The organism is Carboxylicivirga sp. M1479, from assembly GCF_007097485.1.
Classification (GTDB): Bacteria; Bacteroidota; Bacteroidia; order Bacteroidales; family Marinilabiliaceae; genus Carboxylicivirga.
In genome coordinates this window covers 64,186-84,978 of sequence record NZ_VKDE01000012.1, presented here as the reverse complement: position 1 = coordinate 84,978, position 20,793 = coordinate 64,186, and the positions used below count along the sequence as shown (strand labels likewise).

At 37.6% G+C, this 20,793-nt stretch carries 14 protein-coding genes; 7 read left to right on the top strand and 7 right to left on the bottom strand.

What is annotated here, in order from left to right:
* Positions 1-62: 62 nt before the first annotated feature.
* The 7 genes from FNN09_RS09030 to rpsA all read right to left on the bottom strand — a co-directional run bounded on the left by FNN09_RS09030 (position 63) and on the right by rpsA (position 10,734).
* The gene (locus tag FNN09_RS09030) at positions 63-1,091 is read right to left on the bottom strand and encodes a LacI family DNA-binding transcriptional regulator (RefSeq protein WP_143301683.1); all 1,029 of its coding nucleotides are present in this window, start codon (positions 1,089-1,091) and stop codon (positions 63-65) included.
* Positions 1,092-1,133: 42 nt separating this feature from the next.
* Positions 1,134-2,441: an aryl-sulfate sulfotransferase gene (locus FNN09_RS09025; RefSeq protein WP_143301681.1), complete on the bottom strand. Its 1,308-nt coding sequence runs from the start codon at positions 2,439-2,441 to the stop codon at positions 1,134-1,136.
* 52 nt (positions 2,442-2,493) lie between these two features.
* On the bottom strand, positions 2,494-4,086 hold the full coding sequence (locus FNN09_RS09020) for a SusD/RagB family nutrient-binding outer membrane lipoprotein (RefSeq protein ID WP_143301679.1): 1,593 nt from the start codon (positions 4,084-4,086) through the stop codon (positions 2,494-2,496).
* Between the two features lie 21 nt (positions 4,087-4,107).
* The gene (locus tag FNN09_RS09015; protein ID WP_143301677.1) at positions 4,108-7,359 is read right to left on the bottom strand and encodes a SusC/RagA family TonB-linked outer membrane protein; all 3,252 of its coding nucleotides are present in this window, start codon (positions 7,357-7,359) and stop codon (positions 4,108-4,110) included.
* 232 nt (positions 7,360-7,591) lie between these two features.
* Positions 7,592-8,506 (bottom strand): ribonuclease Z, encoded by a 915-nt coding sequence (locus FNN09_RS09010; RefSeq protein ID WP_143301675.1) that lies wholly within the window; start codon positions 8,504-8,506, stop codon positions 7,592-7,594.
* The gene (locus FNN09_RS09005; protein WP_143301674.1) at positions 8,506-8,862 is read right to left on the bottom strand and encodes an STAS domain-containing protein; all 357 of its coding nucleotides are present in this window, start codon (positions 8,860-8,862) and stop codon (positions 8,506-8,508) included. The genes FNN09_RS09010 and FNN09_RS09005 overlap by 1 nt, the downstream gene beginning before the upstream one ends.
* A gap of 18 nt (positions 8,863-8,880) precedes the next feature.
* Positions 8,881-10,734, bottom strand: a complete 1,854-nt coding sequence (rpsA, locus tag FNN09_RS09000; protein ID WP_143301671.1) for a 30S ribosomal protein S1 — start codon at positions 10,732-10,734, stop codon at positions 8,881-8,883.
* 379 nt (positions 10,735-11,113) lie between these two features.
* On the opposite strand from rpsA, the gene FNN09_RS08995 reads away from it, so the two are divergent.
* The 7 genes from FNN09_RS08995 (at position 11,114) to FNN09_RS08965 (ending at position 20,761) form a co-directional block, all read left to right on the top strand.
* On the top strand, positions 11,114-12,436 hold the full coding sequence (locus FNN09_RS08995; RefSeq protein ID WP_143301669.1) for a UDP-glucose/GDP-mannose dehydrogenase family protein: 1,323 nt from the start codon (positions 11,114-11,116) through the stop codon (positions 12,434-12,436).
* 91 nt (positions 12,437-12,527) lie between these two features.
* Positions 12,528-13,478, top strand: coding sequence for a UDP-glucuronic acid decarboxylase family protein (locus tag FNN09_RS08990; RefSeq protein ID WP_143301667.1), 951 nt, complete (start codon positions 12,528-12,530; stop codon positions 13,476-13,478).
* Positions 13,479-13,507: 29 nt separating this feature from the next.
* Complete coding sequence (gene rfbA, locus FNN09_RS08985; RefSeq protein WP_143301665.1) at positions 13,508-14,386, top strand: glucose-1-phosphate thymidylyltransferase RfbA; 879 nt, start codon at positions 13,508-13,510, stop codon at positions 14,384-14,386.
* A 105-nt stretch (positions 14,387-14,491) separates the two neighbouring features.
* Complete coding sequence (rfbC, locus tag FNN09_RS08980; protein WP_143301663.1) at positions 14,492-15,052, top strand: dTDP-4-dehydrorhamnose 3,5-epimerase; 561 nt, start codon at positions 14,492-14,494, stop codon at positions 15,050-15,052.
* The gene (gene rfbD / locus FNN09_RS08975) at positions 15,052-15,933 is read left to right on the top strand and encodes a dTDP-4-dehydrorhamnose reductase (RefSeq protein ID WP_143301661.1); all 882 of its coding nucleotides are present in this window, start codon (positions 15,052-15,054) and stop codon (positions 15,931-15,933) included. The genes rfbC and rfbD overlap by 1 nt, the downstream gene beginning before the upstream one ends.
* A gap of 26 nt (positions 15,934-15,959) precedes the next feature.
* Positions 15,960-17,708, top strand: a complete 1,749-nt coding sequence (locus FNN09_RS08970) for a phospho-sugar mutase (RefSeq protein ID WP_143301659.1) — start codon at positions 15,960-15,962, stop codon at positions 17,706-17,708.
* Between the two features lie 308 nt (positions 17,709-18,016).
* Entirely contained in the window at positions 18,017-20,761 is a 2,745-nt protein-coding gene (locus FNN09_RS08965; protein ID WP_143301657.1) for an Ig-like domain-containing protein, read from the top strand.
* Positions 20,762-20,793: the final 32 nt, after the last annotated feature.

Sequence of the window (20,793 nt, the reverse complement as noted above, 5' to 3'; positions counted from 1 at the left end):
TTGCATTTTTTAACAAAAACAAAGTTTCTTTCTCCTTATATCTATTGAAATAAAACGTACTATTAGTGTTTAAAAGAAGAGTTACGAATTAATAATTGTATTGGCTTAAGAGTTATTGAATTATCAAGCTCTCCATCAGCAATACTTTTAATCAATTGTTTTACAGCTGATTTTCCCATTTCATAACCGGGCATATCAATAGCCGATAAAGATGGAGTTACAAATTCGTTGCATCGCTCGTTACCCAATGAAATTATTGATAACTCCTCAGGCAATTGAACTCCAAGGCTTTTAGCCGCTGAGGCAATAACCAAACCTGTAGTTGCACTAGCCGCCACAATACCATCTGGCTTCTCTGGCAAATTCATCCATATCCGAATAGCATCTCGTGCATCTTGCTCAGTTAAGTCGCTCGATAGTAAATACTGCGATAACAGTGGCAATTCATATTTGGTAAGTGCATCTTTAAATCCCTCTGCTCTATCCTCAAAAACCTTTGATGTGGATACACCAGCCAAATGAGCAATTCTTTTACATCCCAAGTTAATTAAGTGTTCGGTTGCCACATATGCAGCTTCGTAATTATCGACCACAATTTTTGGTCCTGGCACCGAATAACTTACTCTATCAAACATAGATACGGGAATGCCTTTCTTAACAAAAACATCAAAATGACTAAAGTCTTTTGTTTCCATTGTTAAACAACAAACCAAGCCATCAACTCTTGCCGAGTTCATAACACGCGTCATTTCAATCTCTTGCTGAACACTTTCATTGGTCTGGCAAATAATTACATTATAACCATGGCTTCGAGCCACTTCCTGAATACCACTCAAAGCTTTGGCAAAAAACTGAGAGCCTATATTAGGAATAATTACGCCAATAATATTGGTCTTATTCTTTGACAGACTAGATGCCACTAGGTTTAGCTCATAACCCAAATCCTGAGCAACCGCCTTGACCTTTCGCTTTGTTACATCACTAATTTTGGCATTATCGTTTAATGCTCGTGATACTGTTGATGGTGAAATTTTCAGCTCCTTGGCAATATCATTGATGGTTATTTCGCTTTTATTTTCTTTTGGCGGCATTTCTAGGCAATATTAGTTTTCACAAAGAAACAAAAATAATACTCAATTAACATTTGACACATTCACTAACTGAGCTCTAAACATTCGATCACCAAATTGCATAGTCCACTTAACTTGTCCATCCTTATTTATAAAAGCTACTTTTTTAGCAATAGATGAGGTACTTATATACCCGTCATTATATTGTTCAACTGAGCTCATAAAAGGCGAAAATAATGAAGATGGCAATTCTACCACATGCTCAACACTGGCTAATTGATTTTCATTATCGATATGGTATTTTATCAAACGACTGTGACTACGCTTTTCAATATCACCATTATCATACAACAAATAATTTCCTAGTCCAAGCTCTTGTGCGTGATGCTGATACAAAGGCAGATCCTTATCAGACAGCCCCATACCCTCTCCTCGTCCAAACTTCATGATCACTTCACCAGACAAAGCATCAACTTTCCAAATCTGACATAAATTTCGAAAACTAAGTAAATAATTTCCATTCTCATCTTCTTCAATAGAATTACCCCATGGCTGACTAAATTCGGCACCAGGCCTTATTGGTAAAACATGACTAGTCATATCCCACTCCCATACTTTATTACCATATGCACTTAACTCAGTAATTCCATCAACAATAAACCCATCAACATGAACATTAGTAATGAAAGCATAGGTGCCCCGCTGAGTCAAAACAACATCATGATGTGCCATACGATCAAAACCATTCTGACCATACTCCAACTTCACTAATGTGTCTCCAGCAAACGTAGTTTCATAAATAAGATTACCATTCCCAAACTTATCATTCAAACCATCCTCAAGAGTTAACAATGTACCACGTGAGGTCAATTTAACCATTTTGACAAAGTTATCTGACAAACGCGACCATACTAGCTCACCATTGGCATCGAATAAAAACACACCAGAAGGCTGACTCATCTTGTTCACTAACAAATAATTTCCTCCCAGATCAGGCCTGCCATCAATTTCCACATCGACAAAACCAGAATACTCCTCTGGTAAAACAGGCAGTTCAAATTGTTCATGTCCAACAACCTCACCATTAATTTTAACATCAACACTAATTAAACCCGATGCTTTTGGCAAGCCTATAACAAAACTATTATGACCACTTACTGGAAATTTAATTGGCACATAAACCTCTTGTGTTTCTGTATTTACCAACTCGATGCTTTTCAAACCAGAATCAAGACCATTAACAGTTAGAACAACACTGCTTGGAGTACTTCTATCAATTTTAATATCGGCAACGACCATTCGCGATTCAGCATCATCCTGGCACGACAACACAAAGACTAGCAAGAAAAAGGCAATTATAGTACGTAGCATAGCAAAAGAAAAGTGAGGTGCAGAAATCTGCACCTCATATTATAAACTGAAATTATTCTTTATCCCACCAAACACGGTTTAACCAATCATCAGTACCCCCCATGCGGTCAACTGCTTCCTGATAGCTTTCAGGGTTATTGATTGCCTCAAAATCTGGATAGAAGAAACGACGCGGTATAACACCACCCGTTCCACTCGTGTACCACTCTACACTTTCAAATGGCACTAACTCAGGATAACCTGAACGACGGAAGCTACTATATGCCTCAACACCATTCATGTATAAATTAACCCACATCTGATCGTGGATAGCTTTCATATTCTCAGGAAAAGTAGCTGGCATTGGATTAGCGGCAATATACTCATCCACAGCATCCGCTCCAATAACAGGTGAATTTGGATACATAGCACAATGCAACATCGAAGCCCTGATGGCTGTGTTATAATGAGACTCAGCATCAGTAGCGCCCCAATCACGAACAGCTGCTTCAGCTAGCAGCAACTCAACCTCTGCGTAGGTCATATGAAAGAATGGCGCTGTAAAATCAGCCACATACTTACTTGGCATCATATGTTTATGCATATGATCAACATACGCAACATACTCGCCTTCTGCATCATAAAGATCACCATAATCAGACCATTCGTTCCACCACATGGCTCCATGAGTAATTCCTAACTGTAAATGCTCCGTCACGTCCTGACCATACTCACGTCCAGCAACACTTAAATACGTACCGCCATACGTATACAAACGCGGGTCGTTAGTAGCTTTTAGGTGATCAACAAAGGTATTGGTTAAACGATATCCTTCCGAATCGTCAGACGCATGAAATACCTGTGCTTGTCCATTACCTCTATTCTCACTTTTAACGTAGTCAAAGTCAAGATAATCTACTTTACAAATATCTGCGTTACTTTCCATCACACCGCCATCAATAGCGGCACGCACCTGCTTTTCTGCTTCAGTAGGATTCACTTTTTCTAAACGAAAACCTAGGCGCATACGTAAAGAATTACCAAACTTCTGCCATTTTTCAACAGATCCGTTAAACATGATATCTCCACGCACAGCTGGCTTAGACGCATCTAATTCTTTTACCGCTTCATCCAATTGAACAAAGAAATCTGCATAAATATCCTCCTGCTTATCATAGCGTGGTTGAAAAATACGCTCAGTATAACCCTTAGCAGCATCGAAGTAAGGCACATCACCATATAAATCGGTTAACTTAGAGAACATGTATACTTTCAAAATTCGTGAAGCAGCTCTAGTATTCTGATACTCCTCCATCCCTTCTGTTCTATCAATGATATCTACTATGTTTTTAATGTCACGCGGATACATTTCCTCCCAAAGAGTAAACCAATGACCTTTTTCTACAATATTATATTGCCCTCCATGCTGACACCACCATGAACCAGCAAAATACTGCATCATGGGCGCACAAATACCCAACTCATATCGCCAAATCTCTTCTCGATTACCAGCCAAATCCAATTGGATCTTTGTTAGCTGAACACCTGGATCAATAAAATTGAAAGCTTGCGGATTGGTGTTTATCTCCTCGAAATTGTCTGTACACGCACCAAGCCCGAACAACAGTACCGCAACAATTACTAAATAATTATATAATGTTTTCATCTGTTTCTTTTTTGAACTTAATTAGAACTTAACATTTAGATTAAATCCATAATGACGGCGAGTAGGCAATGATCCATACTCTAAACCTTGTCCATTACCATTATTATAAGTTGATTCTGGATCAATATTAGGCGTATTCTTATAAAGAGTGAATAAATTACGTCCTACAGCCGATATCGATAAACCTTGGATAGGTGTGTTTTTCAAGAACTTTTTTGGAACAGAATAGCCAATACTTAAATCCCTAATTTTTATATAACTGGCATCATAAACGTTTGATTCAGGTATATTCGCAGCTGTATGCCTCCAGTAGCTTTGAGGATTAGTGATCACATCATTCGCTTCATAAGTTTCGTTACCTTCAGGATCAACACCGACCAACTTAACACCCTCACCTACATAACCTTTATCCATTGGGATAGGCACATAGTCGTCCGGATTGTTTCCTGCATCAATCCAATCGTTACGACCATCTTCATTACGCTGAGCCCAATCTAAAAATCCTTCACGTCCAGCCTCAGTCATCGCATGAGTACCACCATCCATCATTGTTCGATTAGTAATAGAGTAGATATCTCCACCCATACGAATGTCAAGGTTAGCTTTAAGAGTTACATTCTTATAGGAGAATGTATTGATCATACCACCTGTCCAGTCCGGTAAAATACTGCCAATCTTTTGAGGTGTATCGGTTGACATAGGCATACCTGTTGACGGATCATGTACGATATTACCTTCTGGATCTCTTTTGTATGCACGCCCCATAATCACTCCAAACTCTTCGCCCTCTAACGCTACAACACTTACACCTGACCAACGAGCATTGGCAATTGTATAAGCATCAACCTTTTCATGCAAGCTTTTCACTTTATTCCAAACCTTAGTATAATTCAATACTATATCCCAAGAGAAATCGCCCTTGAACGGCTTAAGGTTTAATTGCATTTCAATACCCTTATTCTCAAGTGCTCCTGAGTTAAGAACAGCATTACGGTACCCTGACACCAACGGCAACTCAACATTTAAAATTTGATCATTGGTAGTTTGCTCGTAATAGGTCACATCGAGTCCTACAGAATTATTAAAGAAGCGTAGATCAGTACCAACTTCCCATGAAGTAGTTGTTTGAGGCAATAATTCAGAGTTTGGCACAAAGTCTTCCATAATTGAACCCGTTGCCATTCCATTATACGACTTACCTGTTAACCCATAAGTTAAGGCTAAACGATATGGGTCAGTATCACTACCTACCTGTGCCCACGAAGCACGTACCTTACCATAAGTAAACCAAGGCAAGTCCAAATCAGCAGCATCGGTAAAAATAAAACTACCCGATACTGATGGATAAAAATATGAGTTATTATCACTAGGTAAAGTCGAAGACCAGTCATTTCGTCCTGTTACATCAATAAATGCGAAGTTTTTATAGCCAAACTGTGCAAAAGCATATACACTCTGAATCTCTTTTTGATATTGAGATGGCATTACCTCAACATTGGTGAAGTTGATGATACTTGCAACATCAGGCTCAACTATTTCAGTTCCAACAATATTATTCGAATTGATTTTATTCTTCATAATATTTCCACCAAGGTTAGCCGATACATTCCAGTTACCAACTTCCTTAGTATAACTCAATAACGCTTCGTAATTAACCTCTTCTGCATCTGTATTAATTTCATTATAAACACCACCTGCTTTTGTAGGAGTATTTTTATTATAGAAATTAACAAAACGACTGTTATAACGATCAATACCAGACTTTAAACGTAGTTTTAATTCCTGTGTTAAAGTTACATTTAGTGATGCAAACCCAACAAATCGATTTTTCCTACTTTCATTAAACGTCTCATTTAATGTCCAATATGGGTTGGCACGGTAATCATTACCTGTATAATCGATATAATTACCATTTTCATCTTTATACGTTTGCAACCATGCTTGATCAAAGTTGGATACAATACCCACTAAACCATTACCAATATTCGTCACCTCATCAGTCATGGCCGGACGGTTGTTAACTTTATCGTTGATATAAGTTGCCTTGGCATCTAACTCAATAAAACTATTGATTTCAGTCATTGCCCTCAAGTTGAAAGTATTTCTGTTCAAACCCGACTTAGGGATAATGTCATTGTTATGCACATTAGTGTATGAGAACCTCACACTACCTTTTTCGTTACCTGATGACAAAGCAACACTATTATTAAAAGTCTTACCTAAACGGAAAAAACCCTGGATATTATCATCAACACGCGCATATGGATATTCATTCCCATCCTGTTGAAGAATCATAATTGACGGATCTAACTTAGGACCCCAAGCTGATGTAATATTATTAGCCGGCTGGCCTTCTCTTGGTAACAAACCATTATTACCTTGTCCATAAGTTGTTTGATACTCATCAAGACGAGTATTCACTTGATCAAAGGTTGCTGATGAATTAAAATCAATCCCTAAACCTTTTTGGCCTTTTTTACCTGTTTTAGTGGTAATTAAAATTACACCATTCATCGCACGGCTACCATATAAAGCCGATGCCGACGCTCCTTTAAGTACAGATATAGATTCAATATCTTCAGGGTTTAAATCAGAAGTTCCATCACCAAGATCAAAACCACCCCATTCGGTAGCCTGCCCCATTGTTGAGTTATCAACTGGCACACCATCAATGACATAAAGCGGCTGATTTGCCCCCTCTAACTCACTAATACCACGGATAACAACACGCTTGGAGCCAGAAGGACCTGCTGAGGTTTGCGTAATATCAACACCTGCAACTTTACCTGCTAAACTTGCAATTGGGTTCATCTCACCATTCTTAGCAATATCGTCAGCCTTAACCTCTGTAACCGAATAACCAAGCGCTTTCTTATCACGCTTAATACCTAAAGCAGTGACAACAACCTCACCCAAGTCAGTTACGTCTTCTTCAAGAATTACATTAAAGACAGACTTACCAGCAACTGGAACCTCCTGAGCTTTGTAGCCAATAAAACTAATTAATAAGACATCTGCTTCTTGTACAGACAAGGTGAAATTACCATCAAAATCAGTAATTGTACCATTAGTTGTTCCTTTCACAGAAACATTAACACCAGGTAATGATTCGCCACTTGCGTCTACTATATTACCTTTAATTACATTTTGACCTTGCGCAAACACTTGCACTGTTGAAACTAATAAAGCAACAGCAACTAAAAGCACTAAACGCTTGCCAAATCGAATAGCGCTCTCACATAGCAAAGCACTATTAATTGGATTTTCATTCATTTGATCTAATTTTGGTTAAACGATAATTCAAATCAAAAATCTTCACAAATATGAATTAATATTTTATTTCATGCAAGCGTTTGCATTACTATTTAATCTTAGTGCAAATGACATGGACGAACACAATTCACGCAAACGCAACAGCAGAGCAGTTTACACTAATTTTGCTTCATTAGCATTTTTATACATTTTATTCTTGAAAAAGGGAAGAGAAGCCTAAAAAGCAAGATGACTACTTCAACTCAAAAGTCTGATTATCCTTTACTAAGGTTGTTTTAGCAAAGATCTCCTTAGCCTCCTCAGCCAATGGACTTACATCTTTATACCGACTTGAAAAATGGCCCAACAATAAGTGTTTCACTTCAGCATCCCTAGCAATAGTAGCAGCCTGTTTCGCTGTACTATGACTAGTTCGCTTAGCCAAATCTTTCAGCTCGTGCAAAAAGGTAGATTCATGGTACAAAAGATCCACTCCCTTTATCACGGGGATTACACGTCGATAATAACGCGTGTCGGAGCAAAATGCGTAAGACAATGGCTTGGGTGGCAGTTGCACCAGCTCATTTTGGTTAACCACTTCCCCATCCTCTCCGATGAAGTCTTGACCATTTTTTATCGCTACTATTTCAGGAACGGATAAATTATATTTTTCAATGGCCTCTTTTCTAATGTTTGGTTCCTTGGGTTTTTCTTCAAATAAAAAACCGCAGGTTGGTACCCGATGAGACAATGGAAATGATTTTACAATCACTTTTTTATCCTCATAAATGACCCGAGGCTCATCATAAGTGAGATCACTAAAGATTACATGATAGGGCAAATCAGAACAGAAATAATCAAGATGAGGCTGTAGCAAGCCTTTTAAATCGGGATGCGCATGAATGGTTAGTGGTTTATATCGCCCTAACAAACCGAATGTAGAAATCAACCCGATTAATCCGAATATGTGATCGCCATGCAAGTGCGATAAGAAAATGTGGTTAATCTTAGAGAAATTAACCTTATTACGACGAAGCTGCATTTGGGTTCCTTCGCCACAATCTATTAAAAAAAAACGCTCAGATACACGTAGTATCTGAGCGGTAGGATATCTATCCGATGTCGGTAATGCTGAATTACTTCCGAGGATAGTTAAAGATAAGGCCATTAAATTGCTTCAATCGCTTTTCTTATAACTTGTATACCATCCTCTAGTGATGGAGCAATATTTAAAACAGAGTCAAGCTGCGACACAGAAATCAAACGCTCCACTGCCGGCTGCAAGCCTGCCAATACAAATACCCCATCAGCATTTTTACACAATCGATTGGCCACCAAAATTGCACTTAAACCCGACGAATCACAATAATTACACTTTCCAAGATCAAGTAAAATATTTTTTTCACCATTACCAGATAGCAGTACCAATTCTGATTTTAAAGTAGGTGCCACATGTGTGTCCATCTTTTCTTTCAGAACCTGAACCAATGTAAAATCGTCTAGTTTATCAATTTTGAAGTCCATATATCGTTGATTTTTAACTTATTCTTTGCTTCCTTCAGAATTTCCTTCGTTAGCTTCTAACTGATTTTTTAGAGCTGCTAATTCAGAAATATCACCTAAAGTAGTCTTTTCTAAGTTATCATTCAACTTCTTCACACCTTTTTTAGCAGCTTTTGAGGCAGCTTTTTTAGCGGCTACTTCTTCAGACTTATTAGCATCTTCGAAAGTACGTGAGTGAGAAAGAATAATACGCTTAGCTGCTTTATTGAATTCAATCACTTTGAAGTCAAGCTTCTCATCAACTTTAGCTTGTGAGTTATCCTCTTTTGCTAAGTGACGTGGAGTTGCAAATCCTTCAACACCATACTGCAATGCAATTACAGCACCTTTGTCAAAGATGTCAACGATTGTTCCTTCGTGAATTGAATCAACAGTAAAGATCCCTTCGAATACATCCCAAGGATTCTCTTCCAATTGCTTATGACCTAAGCTTAAGCGACGATTTTCTTTGTCGATTTCAAGAACAACAACTTCAATAGCCTCGCCGATAGCAGTAAATTCTGCTGGGTGCTTAATTTTCTTAGTCCAAGAAAGATCAGAGATATGGATTAATCCATCAATACCTTCTTCAATCTCTACAAAAACACCGAAGTTAGTGAAGTTACGAACAGTAGCAGAGTGCTTGCTACCAACTGCATACTTCTCTTCAATTTTCTCCCAAGGATCAGCTTTAAGCTGCTTGATACCTAAAGACATTTTACGCTCGTCGCGATCCAATGTCAATACCATAGCTTCTACTTCGTCGCCTACCTTTAAGAAATCTTGAGCGCTACGTAAGTGCTGCGACCATGACATTTCTGATACGTGGATAAGACCTTCAACACCAGCAGCAATCTCAACGAATGCACCATAGTCAGCCATTACAACCACTTTACCTTTAACAATGTCACCAACTTTCATTTCTGTATCCAATGAATCCCATGGATGAGCAGTCAATTGCTTCAATCCTAAAGCAATACGCTTCTTCTCATCATCAAAATCAAGGATTACAACGTTCAATTTCTGATCCAACTGAACGATTTCTTCTGGATGGTTCACGCGACCCCAAGAAAGGTCAGTAATGTGAATCAATCCGTCTACGCCACCAAGGTCGATGAATACACCGTAAGAAGTGATGTTCTTAACAGTTCCTTCCAATACCTGACCTTTTTCAAGCTTAGAGATAATATCTTTCTTCTGCTGCTCAAGTTCAGCCTCGATAAGTGCTTTGTGAGATACAACAACGTTTTTGAACTCAGGGTTAATTTTAACCACTTTAAATTCCATTGTTTTACCTACGTACATATCGTAATCGCGAATAGGCTTCACGTCAATCTGAGATCCTGGCAAGAATGCCTCAATACCAAATACGTCAACGATCATACCACCTTTTGTGCGACACTTAATGTAACCCTTGATAACCTCATCGTTATCCAAAGCTTCGTTTACACGATCCCAAGAACGTAAAGCACGTGCTTTCTTGTGAGAAAGTACTAACTGTCCTTTTTTGTCTTCTTGGCTCTCAACATAAACTTCTACCTTATCACCTACTGCTAACTCAGGGTTGTAACGAAATTCGTTACGGCTAACAATACCGTCAGATTTAAAGCCGATGTTAATTACTACCTCACGTTTAGTTAGAGTAATAACTTCACCTTCAATAACTTCTTTTTCAGAAATTGTAGACAATGTTTTGTCATACATCTCTGCTAACTCTTCTTTTGAAGCGCCACCAATTACAGCGTCACCTGCTTCATAGCTATCCCAATCAAAATCTTCCATTGGTACGTTAGCTACCGTTTCCTTTACTACAGGAGCTTCTTGCTCCTCAGCATTCACTTTTTCTTCTGCCATTTTAATAAATGTTAAAAATCTAGTAGTTAGACATTATATATTGTAAAAATCGCTGCAAAAGTAGTTACTTTTTCTCAGGTATAAAAGACTTAAATATAAATTAACAATCAACCTCTCCTCCGTTCACTCATAATCCAATACAAATCTTACCATTTTTTTCATTGTCAATCATTTAAAAAGAACAATACATCAGCTACCTGATACCGATTACTATCACGTAATAAAATATACCATAAATCATGGATTACATTTACTCTTGAGCATCATATAAACAATAAAAATTATAATTTTGTCTTTTTGTAATAAATCAATTATTAATAGTATTTTCAATTGATAATAAAATCACTGATTAGCCTTAGTTTTTAAAATACAATCGCTTATGAAAATCTCAATCGTTGGAACTGGTTATGTGGGTTTAGTAACCGGCACGTGCTTTGCCGACACAGGCATTAATGTTACTTGTGTTGACATTGATGAAGATAAAATTGCTAAACTTAAAGATGGAATTATTCCTATTTACGAACCTGGTTTAGACCAAATGGTAGTTAAGAACGTTGAAAAAGAACGTTTATTTTTTACCACTAGTTTAAAGAATAGTCTGACACATTCCGAAGCAATTTTTATTGCTGTTGGCACCCCTCCTGGAGAAGATGGCAGTGCTGATTTAAGCCACGTACTAGAGGTTGCGAGACAAATTGGTAGAAACATGAATCACTATTTAGTGGTTATAACCAAAAGCACCGTACCGATTGGAACAGCTCAAAAAGTAAAAGCAGCCATTCAGGATGAATTAGAGAAAAGAGGAGTTGAACTTGATTTTGATGTTGCCTCAAACCCTGAATTCCTAAAAGAGGGAAGTGCGGTGGAGGATTTCCTTAAGCCTGATAGAATAGTTGTTGGTATTGAATCAGATAGGGCTGAGAAACTAATGAATCGCTTATACAAGCCATTTGTTCTAAACGGCCACCCAATATTATTTATGGATGTTCCTTCAGCAGAAATGACCAAGTATGCCGCCAATGCCATGCTAGCAACCAAAATTAGTTTCATGAACGACATCGCTAACTTGTGTGAGATAGTGGGTGCTGATGTTAACAACGTTCGTCGTGGTATTGGATCTGATACGCGCATAGGTAATAAATTTATATACGCAGGTGCAGGTTATGGCGGATCATGCTTTCCAAAAGATGTTAAGGCCATTATTAAAACAGCTCAACTAAACAACTACAATCTTCGCATATTAGAAGCGGTTGAGAACGTTAATGACGATCAGAAAAAGGTCATCATTAAAAAAATAAGACAACACTTTCCAGAAGTAAAAGGATTAACTTTTGCGATGTGGGGCCTATCATTCAAACCTCACACTGACGACATGCGTGAAGCTCCTGCAGTAGTGATTGCCAATGCATTAATTGAATTAGGTGCAAAAGTAAAAGCCTACGACCCAGTTGCTATGGACGAAGCCAAGCATCAACTAGGCGATACTATCGAGTATGGAAAAGATCAGTACGATGTATTAATTGAAGCTGACGCTCTTATTTTGATTACCGAATGGCCTGAGTTTAGAGTGCCTAACTACAAGGTAATGGATAAATTAATGCACAATAAGGTTGTATTTGATGGTCGTAACATTTACGATCCTGCAGAAATGAAAGAGTTTGGCTATACCTACTACAGCATTGGTAGACCAAATGTAAAATAAAACTACTTAAAGCCTAACTGTTCCAAATGCAACAGTTGGGCTTTATTGTTTCAAACAACACATTGTCCTTAGAATTTTAAGATAGTAAACGATGAAAAATAGAATATTAGTAACCGGAGGTGCAGGTTTTATTGGATCACACTTATGCGAAAGACTTTTAAACGAGGGAAATGAAGTCATTTGCATGGATAATTACTTTACAGGCGCCAAGGACAATGTGGTACATTTAATGGATAACCCCTATTTTGAATTAATCCGTCACGACATTACACACCCTTATTTTGTGGAAGTTGACCAAATTTATAACTTGGCATGTCCTGCTTCACCGGTTCATTACCAATACAACTCCATTAAAACCATCAAAACATCGGTAATGGGCGCTATAAACATGCTTGGTTTGGCTAAACGCATTAAAGCACGCATATTACAAGCATCAACCAGTGAGGTATATGGCGATCCATTAGTACATCCTCAAACAGAAGATTACTGGGGAAATGTCAACCCTATTGGCATTCGTTCATGCTATGATGAGGGAAAACGTTGTGCCGAAAGTTTATTTATGAATTACCACGACCAAAACGATGTGGACATTCGCATTATTCGAATTTTTAATACATACGGACCGAGAATGAACCCTAACGATGGGCGTGTGGTTTCAAACTTCATTGTTCAAGCACTAAAAGGAGAGGACATTACTATTTTTGGTGATGGATTACAAACTCGCAGTTTTCAGTATGTCGACGACCTATTGGAAGGTATGATACGGATGATGAACTGCAATGACTTCATTGGTCCTGTTAACATTGGCAATCCAAATGAATTTACCATGCTTGAATTAGCAAAAGCAGTTATTGAGCTCACCAATTCAAAATCAAAAATTAGCTATCAGCCATTACCAGCTGATGACCCTTTACAACGTCAGCCTAATATTGAGTTAGCAAAAGAAAAACTTGATAATTGGGAACCAAAGATTCAATTAAAGGAAGGCTTAAAACAAACGATCAATTACTTTGATACGCTATTGAAAAACAGCAATGCATAGTAACTTTTTACCCTAATAAAATTGGCATCATGACAAAAAGAAAAGGTATAATATTAGCAGGGGGCTCAGGCACTCGCTTATATCCAATTACCCAGAGCATTTCAAAACAAATCATTCCGGTTTATAACAAACCAATGATTTATTACCCTCTATCGGTTTTGATGCTTGCTGGTATACGAGAAATACTAATTATTAGTACGCCCCAAGATTTGCCATTATATGAACGTTTATTTGGCAATGGCTCTGATTTAGGACTTAAGTTATCGTATGAAGAACAACCATCACCAGATGGTTTAGCTCAAGCATTTATAATTGGTGAACAGTTTATTGGTGATGATGATGTTGCGTTAGTATTAGGCGATAATATCTTTTATTCGTTTGACTTTAGCAATATTTTAGCTGAAGCCTCAAAAACTAAAGATGGTGCTGTGGTATTTGGCTACTATGTAAATGATCCAGAGCGTTATGGTGTTGCGGAATTCGACAAGCAAGGCAATGTCCTTTCTTTGGAAGAAAAACCAGATAAGCCAAAAAGCAACTATGCTGTTACTGGTTTATATTTTTACAGTAATGATGTGGTAGAAAAAGCTAAATCTTTAAAACCATCTAAGCGTGGCGAATTAGAAATAACCGACTTAAACATGCTGTACCTGAAAGAGAATAGACTAAAATTAACACAATTGGGCCGGGGAGCTGCCTGGCTAGATACAGGTACATTCGACAGTCTTCTACAAGCATCCAATTTTATTTCTACCATTGAAAACAGACAAGGATTAATGGTTGCATGTTTAGAGGAAATAGCCTATTCTAATGGGTTTATAAACAAAGAACAATTACTAAAATTGGCCGAACCGCTCAAAAAGAATGAATACGGACAGTACTTGTTAAAAATAGCGGATCAGGCTTAAGTTAAATGATAATCAATAATTTTTAACGGACTTTTAGTTTTAATTTGACAATCCTATTCTACAAACACTTATTATCTTTCTATATTTGCAATCAAATATTTTTATATGGAGATTATAAAAACAAACATACATAACCTTTTAATTATTAAGCCAGAAGTATTTGAGGATCCACGTGGTTTCTTTACCGAATCATATGTTGAAAACAAATACAAAGAAGCTGGCATAAATGCCAATTTCGTTCAGGATAACATCTCTAAATCAACCTATGGTGTTGTACGTGGGCTACATTACCAACTAGCTCCATACTCACAGGCAAAACTAATACAAGTACTTGAAGGTAAGGTGCTCGACGTAGCGGTTGACCTACGTAAGAATTCCCCAACATTTGGTCAGCATTATGCTGTTGAATTATCAGCCGACAACAAATTACAGTTTTACATACCTCAGGGTTTTGCTCATGGTTTTTCGGTATTGAGCGAAAGTGCCATCCTATCGTATAAATGTGATAATTACTATAGTCAGGAAGCTGAACGCGGCATAGTATATAACGATGCTTCTCTTGCGATCGATTGGAAAATACCTACTGATGAGGCGATCATTTCGTCCAAGGATCGAATTTTACCATCATTCAAAGAGGCAGAACATAACTTTGTATACAGTATCTGATGACACAAATATTAGTAATTGGCTCTGAAGGGCAACTAGGAAACGAAATTCAAAAGCTGAGTAAAGACATTCAGGAAGCATCTTTCGTGTTTACCTCTCTGGAAACACTAGATGTAACTGATAGTAACAAGCTTGATGAGACGGTTAGAAACACCAATTACGATTACATTATCAACTGCACCGCTTACACAGCTGTTGACAAAGCTGAAGAGGATCAAAATTTAGCTTACGAAATAAATGCTCAGGCTTTAGAGGTAATTGGGCTTGCATCTAAAGCAATAAATGCAAAAGTTATACATGTATCAACAGATTATGTTTTTGATGGCTGCAACCACAAACCATATATTGAAAGTGATACAACAGCACCTCAATCTGTTTATGGGAAAACGAAACTTAAAGGCGAACAGCTTTTAATGGAAAAAAATCATAATTCTATTGTCATTCGTACTTCTTGGTTATACTCTTCTCATGGAAATAACTTTGTAAAAACCATGATTAAATTAGGTCAAGAGCGTGATGAACTAGGAATTATTTTCGATCAAATTGGATCTCCAACCTATGCAGGCGACTTGGCTAAAAGTATAATTCACATGGTAAAAAGCGATATTGCTCAATCCATTCCTTTTATAGCTGGCATATACCATTATAGTAACGAAGGAGTTGCCAGCTGGTATGATTTTGCTCGCACAATTCACAAAAAAAAGGGTATCCAGTGTGCTTTAAAACCTATTGAATCAAAAGAATACCCAACACCTGCGCCTAGGCCACATTACAGTGTTATGAACAAGGGCAAAATTAAAAAAGCTTATCAACTAACGATCCCTCACTGGGAAGACAGTCTTGAACATTGCTTAGCTGAACTAGATATTAAACAAAATTAACTAACAACACCGCAAATTCTATACACATGCAAAATAAAGATGTTTTAAATGCCGTTACACAAAAAGCACAGGCGTGGCTTGATGGTAACTACGATGCAGAAACAAAAAATGCCATTAAGGAAATGATGGCCAATGAAGATAAAACAGGTTTAATCGACTCTTTTTATAAAGATTTAGAATTTGGAACCGGTGGTTTAAGAGGTATTATGGGAGCTGGCTCTAACCGAATGAATATTTACACCGTTGGAGCTGCAACACAAGGTTTGGCGAATTATCTTTTGAAAAACTTTACTGATGTGGAGCAAATAAGCGTTGTAATTGGTTACGATTGCCGAAATAACAGCCGCTTATTTTCCGAAGTAGTGGCCGATATATTCAGTGCAAACGGCATTAAAGCATATCTATTTGAAGACCTACGCCCTACTCCTGAAATTTCATATGCCATTCGCCAATTAGGCTGTCAAAGTGGTGTAATAATTACAGCATCGCACAATCCTAAAGCTTATAACGGTTATAAAGCCTACTGGAACGATGGTGCTCAATTAACATCTCCTCACGATACCAATGTTATTGATGAAGTAAATAAAATTGCATCGGTTGACGACATTAAATTCGAAGGAAATAAAAGCTTGATTGAAGTATTGGGAGAGGACATGGACAACCAATATCTAGAACAAGTAAAAAGTTTGGTATTGGACCAGGACTTAATTGATCGTAACAAAGATTTAAAAATCGTTTACTCACCTATACACGGCACCGGTGTTAAAATGATACCTGCTGCACTGCGTTTATGTGGTTTTAACAATGTGATAAACGTACCTGAACAGGATGTGGTAAGTGGCGAATTCCCAACAGTTATATCTCCTAACCCAGAGGAGCCTGCAGCCTTAGAAATGGCTTTAAACAAAGCCCGTGAAACGGATGCCGATATCGTAATGGCATCAGACCCAGATAGCGATAGACTTGGGATTGCTGTTAAAAATGAAAAGGGCGAATATGTGCTCGTTAATGGTAACCAAACCGCCACTTTATTAACTTGGTATATCCTTAAAAAGTGGAAAGAAAATGGCTTATTAACAGGTAAAGAATTCATCGTTAAAACCATTGTTACTTCAGAGCTATTAAAAGAAATGGCCGTTAAAAATGGTGTTGAGTACTTTGATGTTTACACTGGCTTTAAGTGGATTGCCAAAGTAATTCGCGAATTAGAGGGCCAAAAGAAGTACATATGTGGTGGCGAAGAATCATACGGCTTCCTACCAGGCGATTACGTGCGTGATAAAGATGCAGTTGCGGCCATTACCATAGCAGCTGAAATTGCAGCATGGGCTAAGGACAATGGCAAAACATTGTTTGATGTACTACAAGACATTTACATGGAATATGGCTTCTCTAAAGAGAAGATGATTTACATTGTTCGTGAAGGAAAATCAGGTGCTGATGAAATTAAACAGCTAATGGTTGATTTCCGCAACAACCCGCCAAAAACACTAGCTGGCGATAAAGTTAGTATTGTAAAGGACTACGCTAAGCTTGATGCTTTTCACGTATTAGAAAACAAGCATGAAGCCATAGATTTACCTGAGCAATCGAACGTACTACAATTCTTTACCGAAAATGGCTACAAAGTATCGGTTCGTCCATCGGGTACTGAACCAAAAATAAAGTTTTATTTTGAGGTAAAAGTACCAATGAACAGCAAGGATGAGTTCTACCCTGCGAACGAAAAAGCAGATGCTATTATTGATGGTATCGCGAAAGACTTGGGTATTTAAGAATTAATACCAATCATTTTTAGGGCGCAATCTAATAAAGGTTGCGCCCTTTTTGTTTTTGATCAATTCGAAAGTAGAGTCGCATTTTTTATCAAATTGCGTTATAATTCCTCCAAAACACCTAAGACTTATCCAAAAACAGTTCGAAAAACCTTTTTCCAACTCGACACATATATCATTATTTATCAGAGCACAAACAAACAATGACAGGTAATACTACGCTTACTTTTTTGGGACTAATTATCGTAGGCAATAGTTTTAGAGCAATCCAAAATCACGTTTTATAACCGTTTAATAAAACAGCCTGTATGAAAACAAAACTAAAGTCCACATTAAGGAAAGGAATTATTTTAGCATTATTAATTGTAGTCAACATTACATTTCACCAAAGCCTTGTAAAGGCAGAAGTAAGAAAAGGTCCGTATTTAATTTATCCAGGATCCAATACTGAAATGATGGTACTTTGGCAATTACACACCACATCAACTTGCTCAATTGAATGGGGTACTGATACCAATTACTCAGATGGCATTGCTGAAACACAAGAACAAGGAACAGATCATCAGCATACGTACACGATAAGCGAATTAACGCCTGGTACCTTATATTATTACCGCATTACTGACAACAATGACTATCACACTGGTTCATTTTTTGCTGGAACAAACGACTCAGAACAATCTATCACATTTTTTGCAGGAGGTGATACGCAACGTAACTCCTCTAAAATTAATGCTGTTTGGAGTAAATTATTAGAACAGATTGAAGATAAACCTGAAGCCCAAACTTTTTTGTTGCATGCTGGAGATTTTACCGAAGATGGTAGCGAAGGAGATTGGGACACTATTTTTTTCAATCGTAATCGTTTGCACACAACAGAACTACAATCTAAATTACCCATAATGGGAGCTCGTGGAAACCACGAATGCTATACTGGAACTCAATATGGTAAGTATTACCCCTATCCGCAATACCAAAGTGGAGATATTATGCACCGAACAGGAGAAGGTTGTTATTACACATTTACTTACGGACCTGTTCAATGTTTTTCCATCAACACAAACGAAAGTTTGGATATTGGTTCAGACCAGTACCAATGGCTTAAAACTGAGTTGGAAAAATCAACTAAAGCATGGAAAGTGGTGTATTACCATGCGCCCGCCTGGGGATCAGGAAACCATGAAAACCGTGATGACATTCAAGAAAACATTCAACCTTTATTGGCTCAAAACAACGTTAAACTTGTAATTAACGGTCATAATCATGATTATACACGCAGCCTTGTTGATGGGGTCAACCATATGGTGATGGTTACCTCATGTAGCAGCAATACACGAGATGGGCAAGTTATTGCCGAATGGGACGGTTCTAAACCGAAAGATGAACTTGAGTACCCGCATTTAGTTTACTACGACAGATACAATTCGTTTGCCAAGTTTGAGATAAATAACAGAGAACTCTATGCCGAAATCATCAGAAGCAACGGTAGCTTAGTAGAGTCATTCGTAATTTCACTTGATGAATCATATTTCCCGGAAGTTTCTATTACATTACCATTGGAAAATGACTGGTTTTATAAAGATGAAACAATAACTATAGCTGCTAATGCCACAGATAAAGACGGAGGAATTGCACGGGTAGAATTTTATAAAGATGATGAATTAATTGGTGAAGACACCTCATATCCGTATGAAATTGCATGGTCTAATTTAACACCTGGCAACTATGCTATCACGACTATTGCAAGCGATAATGAAGGAAATCAAACTTCTTCTAATTCTATCGAAATTGAAGTTAAAGATGAATTAGCTCCACTATCCTACTGTGAGATGACAGCTTCAGATCAATCCTATGAATGGATTGCATCAGTTCAGTTTGGTGATTTCACAAATCCCTCAGACCCTACACCTTACTCTGATTTTTCGAAACAAGAAATTGTTGTTAATGCCGGTGACGAGCTAGATGTAATCCTATCACCAGGATATAAAAGCACTACACAGTACTCCGAAACATGGATGGTTTGGGTTGATTATAACTCAGATGGTGATTTTGAAGATGATGGTGAAGAAGTCTTAACTGGAAGCAATAAAGGAGCATTCAACAGCAGTTTTACTATCCCCAATAATACATTGGGTAAAAAGCGTGTACGTGTAGCTATGAGGTACAATAAAGCGCCTGAACTATGCAATAATTTTACCGGTGGAGAGATTGAGGATTATACTATTAACATCTTAAACGAAACTAGTTACTTGACAGATTTCAGCGCCAATAAAACAACAATTGAGGCAAGTCAATCTATTGAATTCACAAATGAGTCTGAAGCAGGAGAAGAGAGTATATTGTGGACTTTCGATGGAGGTAATCCGGCAACAAGTACTGACTTGAACCCTACTGTTACATACAATACTGCAGGAACATACAGCGTGACTTTGGAACTAACATATTCGGATGGAACAGCCTCCATTAGCAAAGATGATTACATTAATGTAACAGAGAAAGCAATTAACCAAGCACCCCAGGATATAGAGTTAAGCAACAATTTAGTTTCGGCAGATGCGAGTACATCAGCGCTAGTTGGTACCTTAACTGCAATTGATCCTGACTTGGAAGATTCTCATTCTTTTGAAATAGTTACCAATGTTGGTGATGCAACGTATTATAAAATTGAAAACAATTTATTATTCACCGATAAAGCTTTCAGTTTTAATGGCAACCTTACGCATAGTATCACTATACGTGTAACTGATAATCATGGCAATAGTTTCTCAAAACTCATTTCAATTCAAATACAAACATCAACAGGTATTAATACAGACATTGCCAACAACTGTTTGATTTATCCTAATCCTATAACCACCCAATTAAACATTGAGTGTCCACAAGTAAGTGAAGTAACGATATACAACTTGGCAGGTAAAAGTTTAATCTATTACGCAAATACTAGTAATAATTCAACCCATCGGCTGTCAACATCAACTTTAGAAAACGGTATTTACATCGTTAAGGTTTTGATGACAGATGGACATCAAATTGTACGGAAAATAAAGAAATAGTATCTATTAAGTGAAGTTTAAGAAAAGGGGTG